Raw genomic sequence first — 9,688 nt, forward strand, 5'->3', positions numbered from 1 at the left:
CAGGGCAGACGCAGTGCCGGGGGCTCTCGGTGTTCGGTGGTCCGGGTGGTTCGGGCTGGGGGGCTCAGCCGGCCGTGCCGTACAGCCGGTCGCCCGCGTCGCCCAGGCCGGGGACGATGTAGCCGTTCTCGTTGAGACGCTCGTCCACGGCGGCGGTGACCACGGTGACCGGCAGACCTGCCAGCTCCCGCTCCATCACCTCGACGCCCTCCGGCGCGGCCAGCAGCACCACGGCGGTGACGTCGGTGGCACCGCGCTCGATCAGCATCCTGATCGCGGCGACCAGGGTGCCGCCGGTGGCCAGCATCGGGTCGAGCACGTAGACCTGGCGGCCGGAGAGGTCGTCCGGCATCCGGGTGGCGTAGGTGGAGGCCTCCAGGGTCTCCTCGTTGCGGACCATGCCGAGGAAGCCCACCTCGGCGGTCGGCAGCAGGCGGGTCATCCCGTCCAGCATGCCGAGGCCCGCCCGCAGGATCGGGACCACCAGCGGGCGCGGGTAGCTGAGCCGGGTACCCAGCGTGACCGCGACGGGCGTGGTGATCTCCACCTCGTCGGTGCGGACGTCGCGGGTGGCCTCGTAGGCGAGGAGGGTCACCAGCTCGTCGGTCAGGCGACGGAAGGTCGGCGAGTCGGTGCGCTCGTCGCGCAGGGTGGAGAGCTTGTGGGCGACCAGGGGGTGGTCGACGACGTGGAGACGCATGTGTCGAGGTTAGCCCGGGTCTGGACGGGTGTACGACCCGCCGTGCCCCAGCCGGGCGGCGGGTCGGGTGACACGCCCGTGACACGCCGTGACCTGTCGCGAATGTCCGGACGGAAGTGCCTCCTGTGGTATCAACCGGGCCGTTCTGGGAATGTCACGTCTTATGACGAGCAACCCGAACGCCGGGGACGGCTCGATGGACGAGCCCGTCGACGGGTCGGGCCGGAGCCCGGGCCCGCCGTACGACCACCCCGAGACCGAGGCGGAGCGCCGCAGGCGGCGGGCCGTCTTCCTGCGCGAACTCACCGAGGCGCGCGAGCTGCGGGAGCGGGTCCAGCCCCGGCGGACCAAGGAGCGGCGGATGCGCGAGGCCATGCGGATGCGAACCTTCCGGATCTGACAAGGCCCGGACGGCCCCGCGCCGCCGCGCCGCGCGCCCGGGGCGGACCCCGGGCGCGGACCCGGAAACGGCCCGAGGCGACCCCCGACGGGCGTTCGGAGCAAATTTCGACCGGCTTCGGACCGCCACGCCCGACTTCGCCGTCCGCCACCCGGCCCTTCCGACACGACCTGCAAAGACGCGCTGCCGAACACCCCCCGCGAGGGCGGGCTTTCTGTCACGATTCCGATGGGACGGTCCGAACAAGCGGACCGCCCCTGGCGCGGGGGCGGCCAGATTTTCGCGTCGCCCGTGCGCGCCGGCAGCCGAGACCGATGATCTTGGGAGTGTCCCTGGTGGCGTACTTCGCTGCAGTGCTTGCTCGCACTGAGGACGGGTGGGATGTGAGCGAGACGGAGCTCGACGACGTCGAAACCCTGGCCGATCTGGCCGACCTGGCCCGCGACTCCGCCCAGGACGACGACAGCGTCCTGATCTTCATCGAACAGGAGGACGCCTGGTTCGCCGTCGTCCGCGTGGACGGCGAGGAGGACCCGCGGATCTTCGTGTCGGACGGCGCCGCCGCCGCCCGCAGCTCCTACGGGTCCGTCCTCACCGACGAGTTGGTCGACCAGGCCGGCGAGAGCGAGTTCGGCGACCTGGACCACCTGCTGGACGAGACCGAGGAGGCCGGGGAGCAGGACGAGGAGGACGCCGACGCCCGCGGCGGCGTCCCGGTCGGCCCGCTGGGCGACGCCCATCTGCTCACCGAGTTCGGCCTCGCCTCCGAGGACCTGCTCGCGCTCAGCGGCGAGGGCGCGGTGCCGGGCGACGCCCTGGAGGAGATCGCCGAGGCCCTGGGCTGCGGCGAGGTCCTGGAGGCCGTCCGGTAGAGCGGTCGGTCGTACCGGTGTCCGCCGCCGGATACCCGACACTGGATGCCATGCAGCCCGCATCCACCCCGCTGACCGTTCCGCGCGTCCCCCCGTTGCCCGCACCCGTCCGCCCCGACCCGGTCCGCGACCGCTGGGCGGCGCCGATGCGCCTGGCCATGGCCGAGGCCGCACTGGCGCCGGCCACCGGGGACGTGCCGGTCGGGGCGCTCGTCCTGGACCCGGACGGCGAGGTGATCGGACGCGGCCACAACGAGCGCGAGGCGGTCGGCGACCCGACCGCGCACGCCGAGGTGGTCGCGATCCGGCAGGCGGCCGAGAAGACCGGGGAATGGCGGCTGAGCGGCTGCACACTGGTCGTCACCCTGGAGCCGTGCACCATGTGCGCGGGCGCCATCGTGCTGTCCCGGATCGACCGGGTGGTCTACGGCGCCCTCGACGAGAAGGCCGGCGCGGCCGGCTCGCTCTTCGACGTGATGCGCGACCGCCGGCTCAACCACCGCCCCGAGGTGATCTGGGGCGTCCTCGCCGACGAGTGCGGCGAACAGCTGCGCGCCTTCTTCGACACCCACCGCTGAGAGCCCGCCGCCGAGAGCCCGCCGACCGCCGTGGCGATACGGATTTCGTGACTGCGCCACCCCTCCGGTAGAGTTCCTCTCGGTAGCGTGTCCGAGCGGCCAAAGGAGCACGCCTCGAAAGCGTGTGTGGGGGCAACTCCACCGTGGGTTCGAATCCCACCGCTACCGCTCGAAAGCCCGAGGGCCCGTCCGATCCGGACGGGCCCTCGGCGTTTGTCCGGCCGGTGTCCGGGCACGAAAAACGGCCCCGTACCCCGGGCCGATGACCACCGGTGCCCGGTCCGTACGGAGCCTGGAGGGGGAGCGGCTCGGGGGGACTGACCGCTCCCCCGGCGGAGTCCCACAACCGGCGCCGCGTCGGGGGAAGCCGCGGCGACCGGTCCCACAGCGGGGAGCTCCGGATCCACGCACCGGGGATTCCTGCCAGATCCTCGGTACGTCCTCCATCCTGCCGCCCGGCCCGCGACGGGGCATCCGGAGAAAGGCCCCACTCGCGGGGACCTTCGTCCCGCCGGCCGAACGCGTCGCACACTTGATAGCCCGTCCGGGTGGATAAGCTGCCCCCTGCAGGCCGCTCGGGGACCGGAAGACGGCGGCCCACGGCTGGGAGGCAGGTCACCCGATGGCGCAGGCGAAGAGGATCGGCATGGCCCTCCTGCTCATCTTCGTGCTCTACTCGATCATCACCTCGCCCTCCCGGTCGGCGGAGCTGGTGCAGCTCGGGTTCGAGGGGATCTCGAACGCCGCCAAGGCGGTCGGCACCTTCATGACCGGTCTGATCAAGTGACGGACGGCCCGCGACCGGCCCCGGCGCACCGGCTACGGTGAGCGGGACCCTCTGTCCCCGTCCGCGAGGAGCGGCAATCGTGATCCGCCACCTGGTCCTGTTCAAGCTCAACGAAGGCGTCGGCAAGGACGAAGAGCGCGTGCTCGCCGGCGCCAAGGCCTTCGACGCGCTCGGCGCGGTGATCCCCGAGCTGCGCGAGTGGGAGTGCGGCTGGAACACCACCGAGCGCGACATCGCGTACGACTACGCGATCAACAGCCTGGTCGAGGACCGCGACGCCCTCCAGGCCTACCTGACCCACCCGGACCACCAGGCCGCGGCCGGCCTCTGGCGCGAGTTCGCCACCTGGGTGATCGCCGACATCGAGGTCTGAGCACCCGTCCGGCACCCGTCCGGCCCCTGTCCGTCCGACCCCGCCCGTCCGGAACCCGCCCCGGACGCGTCCCCCGGACGGACCGCCGCGCCCCGCCCGTCCTCCGGGCGGGGCGCCCCTGCTCCGTCCCGGAACGATCCGTGCGGCACTTCGCCGGCCGGCCCGGGAAAGGTTGAACACCCCACCAACACACCTCCGTCGGGTGCTTGCCCGATGTGTGCCCACCTTGTGATGCTATGACCGGTTTTGCCGGACATGGCGAGGTACCGAGCCAGCCGCGACACCCGATCCGCAGGGCCCGCCGTTGACGACTTTGGGAGGGGTGAGGTGTCCGTGGACGAAGTGCTGGCTGCGATCACCAGCCCGGCCGGCGAGCTCCGCCCGGACCGGCTGCGCGGCCCCGGCGGCCGCCCCGCCGTGGACGTCCGGACGCTGACCCGGGTGCTGTTCGAGCGGCTCGCCGAGCTGCCCCCGGACGCCCCCGAGCGGGAGCGGGTGCGGGCCGCCCTGATCGAGGTGAACATCCCGCTGGTCCGCTACGCGGCCACCCGCTTCCGCAGCCGCAGCGAGCCGATGGAGGACGTCGTCCAGGTCGGCACCATCGGCCTGATCAACGCGATCGACCGCTTCGACCCGGGCCGCGGCGTCCAGTTCCCCACCTACGCGCTGCCGACCATCCTGGGCGAGATCAAGCGCTACTTCCGGGACAACGTCCGCACCATGCACGTCCCGCGCCGGCTCCAGGAGCTGTGGGTCCAGGTGAGCGGTGCGATGGAGGAGCTGACGGTGCTGCACGGGCGGGTGCCCAAGGTGCCCGAGATCGCCGCCAGCCTGCGGATCCCAGAGGAGGACGTGCGGGCCTGTCTGGACGCCGGGCGGGCCTACAACGCGGCCTCCCTGGAGGCCGCGCAGGAGCACGAGGGCGGGCTCGCCCTGCTCGACCGGCTCGGCTACGAGGACTCCGCGCTGGCCGAGGTCGAGCACCGGGACATGGTCCGCCACCTGCTGGTCCAGCTCCCCGAGCGGGAGCGCCGGATCGTGATGCTGCGGTTCTTCGCCAACCTGACCCAGTCCCAGATCAGCACCGAGCTGGGGATGTCCCAGATGCACGTGTCCCGGCTGCTCTCACGGATCCTGACCAGGCTTCGGACCGGCAACTCCTGGGAAGAGTGAGATTGCAGCCAGTTACCCCGGCGTGACATCTTGCGACGTTCGGGTTTGCCGTGGACCGTGTTCCGGTATGGAGGGGGAAGGCCCTCGCCGGGAACCACCGCGCGACGGCCCCCGTTCAACCGACAGTCACAAGGGGGTGGGTGCATGTCCGGAGAGCTGGGCACTGCGGAGATCCACGCCGGCCGGGCCACCGGCACGGCCGTCGCCGAGGACCTGGTCCCGCTGCAGCGGGTCGAGACGGTCCGGCCACCCGGCCCCGCCGCGGGAACGCAGACGCCGCCCGGCGCCGGACTGGACACCCGGACGCTCTCCCGCTCGCTGTTCCTGCGGCTGGCCGCGCTGGACCCGGGCAGCGCCGAGCACACCTACGTCCGCGACACCCTGATCGAGCTCAACCTGCCGCTGGTCCGGTACGCCTCGGCGCGCTTCCGCAGCCGCAACGAGCCGATGGAGGACATCGTCCAGGTCGGCACCATCGGCCTGATCAAGGCGATCGACCGCTTCGACCCGGAGCGCGGGGTGGAGTTCCCCACCTTCGCGATGCCCACCGTGGTGGGCGAGATCAAGCGCTTCTTCCGGGACACCAGCTGGTCGGTCCGGGTGCCGCGGCGGCTCCAGGAGCTGCGGCTGGCCCTCACCAAGGCCGGTGACGAGCTCTCCCAGCGGCTGGACCGCTCCCCCACCGTCGCCGAGCTGGCGGCCTGCCTGGGGGTCAGCGAGGAGGACGTGGTCGAGGGCCTGGCGGTCGGCAACGCGTACACCGCCAGCTCGCTCGACTCCAGCACCGGCGAGGAGGACAGCGACGGGCCGCTGGCCGACCGGCTCGGCTACGAGGACCTCGCGCTGGAGGGCGTCGAGTACCGGGAGTCGCTCAAGCCGCTGCTGGCCAAGCTGCCGCCGCGCGAGCGCCGGATCATCATGCTGCGGTTCTTCGGGAACCTGACCCAGTCGCAGATCGGCGAGGAGATCGGGATCTCCCAGATGCACGTCTCCCGGCTGCTCACCCGGACGCTCACCCAGCTGCGCGAGGGGCTGATCAACGAGGGCTGAGCCCGCCACCGGGGGCCGGGCCCCGCCCGGCCCCCGGCTCGTCCAGCAGGTTGGCGCGCAGCCCGGCCAGCACCTCGTCGTCCAGCCCGAGCCCGTCCCGCCAGAACGCGTCGAAACCGCCCCAGCCGGCCTCGACCTCCGCGAAGGCCGCGTCCAGGTAGCCGCCGTCGGCCCGGAAGACCGGCAGGAGCAGCTCGGGCTCGCGCATCAGGCCACGGGCGGCGAAGTCGCCCAGCACCCCGCGCACGACCGGAGCCGAGCGCTCGTTGGTGAGCAGGTAGTCGGCCAGGACGGTCCCCCGGTCCACCCCGAGGGCGGTCAGCAGGAGCGCGGCGGCCCAGCCGGTGCGGTCCTTGCCCGCCGAGCAGTGGAACAGCAGTGGCGGGCCCTGCGGGGCGGCCAGCAGGCGCAGCAGGGCCGCGAAGCGCTCGCGCGCCACCGGATCCGTGACGAACCATCGGTAGAGGCCGGTCATCAGGGCGGCTGCCCGGCCGTCGCCGAGCAACGCCCGCTGGCGCTGCGGACTTTGGTCGGCCAGCGCGTCGCGGACCAGCAGCGAGATGTCGAAGTCCGTTGCCAGTAGCGGTAGATGATGCAGCGTCACACCGCCTGGCAGGCGGTCCAGTCCGGCACCGCGGACCTCGTCCATGCTCCGCAGGTCCACCACGCTGCGCAGGCCGAGCGCGCCGAGCGGGCCGAGGTCCTCGGCGGTGACACGGTTCAGGCCATCGCTGCGCAGCGCCACCCCGCGCCGCAGAATCCGCCCGTCAGCCGCGCGGTACCCGCCCAGATCCCGGGCATTCAACGCACCGCGCAAACCGAGACTGCGTCCGACCAGCGGCGTTCCGGCGGGCTTCGGTGACGCATTCCGTACGCTCAGGAATCCCTCCGGCTCGGTATGCTGATCGACCACGCGAGCGCCTCCATTGCATATTCGGACTGTCACATGGCACAGCGGTGCCCGATATTGCATGAACCTGCCCAACGGGGCGGTGGGATGTGCAAGAGTGTCATGCGCAACGACGACAGTGTAGGTGCCCCGCCCACCCCACCGGGCACACCCTCGGTAACCACGTGTAGCACTCAGCTTCCGGTTTTTCATTTTCAATTCACTATTTGCGCCGCCGGTACGGTTCCGGTCACAATCAGCGCCTTCATGGCTTCGCCATGAACGTTGGTAACAGGTTCGCTGCACTCTCGCCCAATTGGTCCCTCGCACCGCCGTCCCTCGACCAGGATGGGCCCGGGCAGCCTGCTGCCCGCGAACAGCTACACGGGCAGGCGAGCGCCGAGGAGCGCCGCGCCGGCCCCAAGGGGAGGATCACCATGGGTCGAGCGACCCGAAGAGTCGCCGCGTGCGCGGCGGCAGTCCTGCTGGCCAGCGGCTTGCAGACCACCCTGGCCCACGGCGACACCACGCCGCCCAGGATCGACCTCACCGTCCTGGTCGTCGACGACGGCGGCCCGTCCGTCGCCGCCATCACCGCCGAGCTGAAGAGCCAGGGCACGCCCTACAAGGTCGTCAGCCTCAATGACCCCAACCGTCCCGTGATCAACTCCGCTTTCCTGAGCGACACGGTGAACGGCCTGCCCCGGGGGAAGTTCCAGGGCATCGTGCTGCCCAACGAAAACCCCTTCCCCAACAGTGCCGCCGAGATGACGGCGATCGCGAGCTACGAAGCCGCATTCAACGTCCGTCAGATCGACGCGTACACGTGGGCCAACCCCGCAGTGGGTCTGAACTACGCTCAGAATCCCGGATTCGTGGGCACTCTCGACGGATTCCAGGGCGCCACCACCGCGGCCGGCACTTCGGGCCCGTTCGGGTACCTCAAGGGCAGCGTCCCGTTCGAGGACAACGACACGAACGTCAGCGAGAGCTACGGCTACCTGGCGACCCCGCTCGCCAGCCTGCCGGCCGGCGCCTCGTTCGTCCCGCTGGTCGACGCGCCGATACCCAATGCGACCGCCCGCGGTTCCCTGGTCGGCGAGTACACCCACGACGGCCGCAAGGAACTGGTCGTCACGTTCGTCTACAACCAGTACCAGCAGCAGTACCGGATGCTGGCCCGCGGCATGGTCGACTGGCTCACCCAGGGCGTCCACCTCGGCTACGACCGCAACTACTTCGCCACCCACGTGGACGACGTCTTCCTGGCCGACGACCGCTGGGACACCACGCTCAAGTGCACCCCCGGCGACGTCACCTGCCCGCCCGGCACCCCGGACACCGCCAGCCCGATCCGGATGACCGTCGACGACGCCGACCACCTCAAGCAGTGGCAGGCCGCCAACAACTTCACCCTGGACATGGTGTTCAACGGTGGCGGCAGCGAGGACTGGAAGGCCGACCACGAGACCACCGCCGACCCCACGGCGGACCGGATGATCGCCGACCAGAGCAGCTACCGGTGGGTCAACCACACCTACACCCACCCGTACCTGGGCTGCGTCCAGAACGTCACCGTGGTGCCGTGGGTCTGTTCCAAGAACAGCGCGGGCGGCACCGTCTGGGTCGACCAGAACACCATCTCCACCCAGATCAAGAACAACGCCGACTGGGCCACCGCGCGCGGCCTCCAGTTCGACGCGCAGACCCTGGTCACCGGTGAGCACTCCGGGCTGCTGACCGCCCCGCAGGAGACCAGCGACAACCCGTACCTGGCCCCGGCACTGGCCGCCAACGGCATCAAGTTCACCGCCAGCGACGCCTCCCGCGAGACCGGCCAGCGGGCCGTCGGCTCGTCCGTGCTGACCGTGCCGCGGTACCCGATGAACGTCTTCTACAACGCCGCCACGGCGAAGGAGGAGACCGACGAGTACAACTGGATCTACACCAGCAAGGCCAACGGCGGCAGCGGCGTCTGCGAGAACAACGCCAACTCGACCTGCCTGCCGCAGCCGCTCGACGTCAACACCGGCTACCAGTCGTACATCGTGCCGCTGGAGGCCCGGATCGACCTCGGCCACGTGCTGAACAACGACCCGCGTCCGCACTTCGTGCACCAGTCGAACCTGTCCGAGGACCGCATCCTGTACCCGGTGCTGGAGAAGATCCTCGGCACCTACCGCTCGCTGCACGCGGACAGCGCCCCGATCGTGAACCTGAGCCAGCGCGAGATCGGCCAGGAGTTCCAGCGCCGCGCGGCCTGGAACAACGCGCTCGCCGCCGGCCAGGTCACCGCCTACCGGGTCGGCAGCACCATCACCGTGAACGCGCCGTCGGGCGTTCAGGTCCAGGCCACCATGCCGACCGGAACTGCTCAGAAGCTGGCCATCGGAACGGGCGGGTTCGGTTCGTCCTACGCCGGTACGCTCTCGGGTTGGGTGTCCCCGGGCGCGCTGCAGAGCAGCGTCACCCTGCAGCTGCCGTCCGCGCCGGCCGCCCCGGCCGCCGTCGCCCCGAGCGTCGCGGCCAAGTCCGTCCCGGCCCCGGTGCCGGCGGACAAGAAGGTCGTGCCGCAGGGCGTCGCGACCCCCGTCCCGGTGGGCCCGAGCGACACCACGCGCAAGCCCGCTCCGTCCCTGGTCCCGGGTAGCGGAACCCCGGTGCCGGGCAAGGACGTCACCGCTGGCACCATCGGTCAGGGCGGCGACGGCCACCACGGCAACACCGCTGCGACGAAGAACGGCAAGCCGTCTGGGGGGACGGCCACGCCGAGCAGCACCACCGGACGCTCCGGCAACCGGTAACCGGTACGATCCGCCGCCGGGGGGGGGGGGGGGGGCGGGGCCCCGCCCGCCCCCCCCCCCCC

General features: G+C 71.4%; 10 protein-coding genes and 1 tRNA gene. 9 read left to right on the plus strand and 2 right to left on the minus strand.

The window, feature by feature from the left end; translation table 11 throughout:
* Positions 1-64 precede the first annotated feature (64 nt).
* Positions 65-700 (minus strand): uracil phosphoribosyltransferase, encoded by a 636-nt coding sequence (upp, locus tag ACFVHV_RS42005; RefSeq protein ID WP_049650159.1) that lies wholly within the window; start codon positions 698-700, stop codon positions 65-67.
* A gap of 196 nt (positions 701-896) precedes the next feature.
* Between upp and ACFVHV_RS42010 the strand changes: the two genes are divergently transcribed.
* The 8 genes from ACFVHV_RS42010 (at position 897) to ACFVHV_RS42045 (ending at position 5,933) form a co-directional block, all read left to right on the plus strand.
* Positions 897-1,100 (plus strand): hypothetical protein, encoded by a 204-nt coding sequence (locus ACFVHV_RS42010; RefSeq protein WP_359913963.1) that lies wholly within the window; start codon positions 897-899, stop codon positions 1,098-1,100.
* A 314-nt stretch (positions 1,101-1,414) separates the two neighbouring features.
* A complete protein-coding gene (locus ACFVHV_RS42015; protein WP_359913958.1) occupies positions 1,415-1,972 on the plus strand; it encodes a tRNA adenosine deaminase-associated protein in 558 nt (185 codons plus the stop codon).
* A gap of 50 nt (positions 1,973-2,022) precedes the next feature.
* Positions 2,023-2,550 (plus strand): tRNA adenosine(34) deaminase TadA, encoded by a 528-nt coding sequence (gene tadA, locus ACFVHV_RS42020; RefSeq protein ID WP_359913955.1) that lies wholly within the window; start codon positions 2,023-2,025, stop codon positions 2,548-2,550.
* A gap of 81 nt (positions 2,551-2,631) precedes the next feature.
* Positions 2,632-2,718 (plus strand) — tRNA-Ser (locus tag ACFVHV_RS42025).
* Between the two features lie 478 nt (positions 2,719-3,196).
* The gene (locus tag ACFVHV_RS42030) at positions 3,197-3,337 is read left to right on the plus strand and encodes a hypothetical protein (protein WP_359913966.1); all 141 of its coding nucleotides are present in this window, start codon (positions 3,197-3,199) and stop codon (positions 3,335-3,337) included.
* Positions 3,338-3,416: 79 nt separating this feature from the next.
* A complete protein-coding gene (locus ACFVHV_RS42035; RefSeq protein ID WP_359913952.1) occupies positions 3,417-3,710 on the plus strand; it encodes a Dabb family protein in 294 nt (97 codons plus the stop codon).
* Positions 3,711-3,965: 255 nt separating this feature from the next.
* Positions 3,966-4,883 carry an RNA polymerase sigma factor SigF gene (locus tag ACFVHV_RS42040; protein ID WP_380358919.1) on the plus strand — a complete coding sequence of 306 codons (918 nt, stop codon included), beginning with the start codon at positions 3,966-3,968 and terminating at the stop codon, positions 4,881-4,883.
* Between the two features lie 144 nt (positions 4,884-5,027).
* Positions 5,028-5,933 carry an RNA polymerase sigma factor SigF gene (locus ACFVHV_RS42045; RefSeq protein WP_359913949.1) on the plus strand — a complete coding sequence of 302 codons (906 nt, stop codon included), beginning with the start codon at positions 5,028-5,030 and terminating at the stop codon, positions 5,931-5,933.
* On the opposite strand, the gene ACFVHV_RS42050 is transcribed toward ACFVHV_RS42045, so the two are convergent.
* Complete coding sequence (locus ACFVHV_RS42050) at positions 5,920-7,035, minus strand: tyrosine-protein phosphatase (RefSeq protein WP_380358922.1); 1,116 nt, start codon at positions 7,033-7,035, stop codon at positions 5,920-5,922. The genes ACFVHV_RS42045 and ACFVHV_RS42050 overlap by 14 nt on opposite strands.
* A 224-nt stretch (positions 7,036-7,259) precedes the next feature.
* Between ACFVHV_RS42050 and ACFVHV_RS42055 the strand changes: the two genes are divergently transcribed.
* Complete coding sequence (locus ACFVHV_RS42055) at positions 7,260-9,626, plus strand: hypothetical protein (protein ID WP_380358925.1); 2,367 nt, start codon at positions 7,260-7,262, stop codon at positions 9,624-9,626.
* Positions 9,627-9,688: the final 62 nt, after the last annotated feature.

This window comes from Kitasatospora sp. NPDC127116 (assembly GCF_042677365.1).
GTDB lineage: Bacteria > Actinomycetota > Actinomycetes > Streptomycetales > Streptomycetaceae > Kitasatospora > Kitasatospora lactacystinica.

Excerpts from the sequence above, each read along its gene's own strand:
- ACFVHV_RS42015 (WP_359913958.1), top strand. The coding sequence starts at position 1,415 with ATGATCTTGGGAGTGTCCCTGGTGGCGTACTTCGCTGCAGTGCTTGCT.
- ACFVHV_RS42030 (WP_359913966.1), top strand. The coding sequence starts at position 3,197 with ATGGCCCTCCTGCTCATCTTCGTGCTCTACTCGATCATCACCTCGCCC.
- ACFVHV_RS42045 (WP_359913949.1), top strand. The coding sequence starts at position 5,028 with ATGTCCGGAGAGCTGGGCACTGCGGAGATCCACGCCGGCCGGGCCACC.
- ACFVHV_RS42050 (WP_380358922.1), bottom strand. The coding sequence starts at position 7,035 with ATGAAAAACCGGAAGCTGAGTGCTACACGTGGTTACCGAGGGTGTGCC.
- upp (WP_049650159.1), bottom strand. The coding sequence starts at position 700 with ATGCGTCTCCACGTCGTCGACCACCCCCTGGTCGCCCACAAGCTCTCC.
- ACFVHV_RS42040 (WP_380358919.1), top strand. The coding sequence starts at position 3,966 with ATGGCGAGGTACCGAGCCAGCCGCGACACCCGATCCGCAGGGCCCGCC.
- ACFVHV_RS42010 (WP_359913963.1), top strand. The coding sequence starts at position 897 with ATGGACGAGCCCGTCGACGGGTCGGGCCGGAGCCCGGGCCCGCCGTAC.
- ACFVHV_RS42055 (WP_380358925.1), top strand. The coding sequence starts at position 7,260 with ATGGGTCGAGCGACCCGAAGAGTCGCCGCGTGCGCGGCGGCAGTCCTG.
- tadA (WP_359913955.1), top strand. The coding sequence starts at position 2,023 with ATGCAGCCCGCATCCACCCCGCTGACCGTTCCGCGCGTCCCCCCGTTG.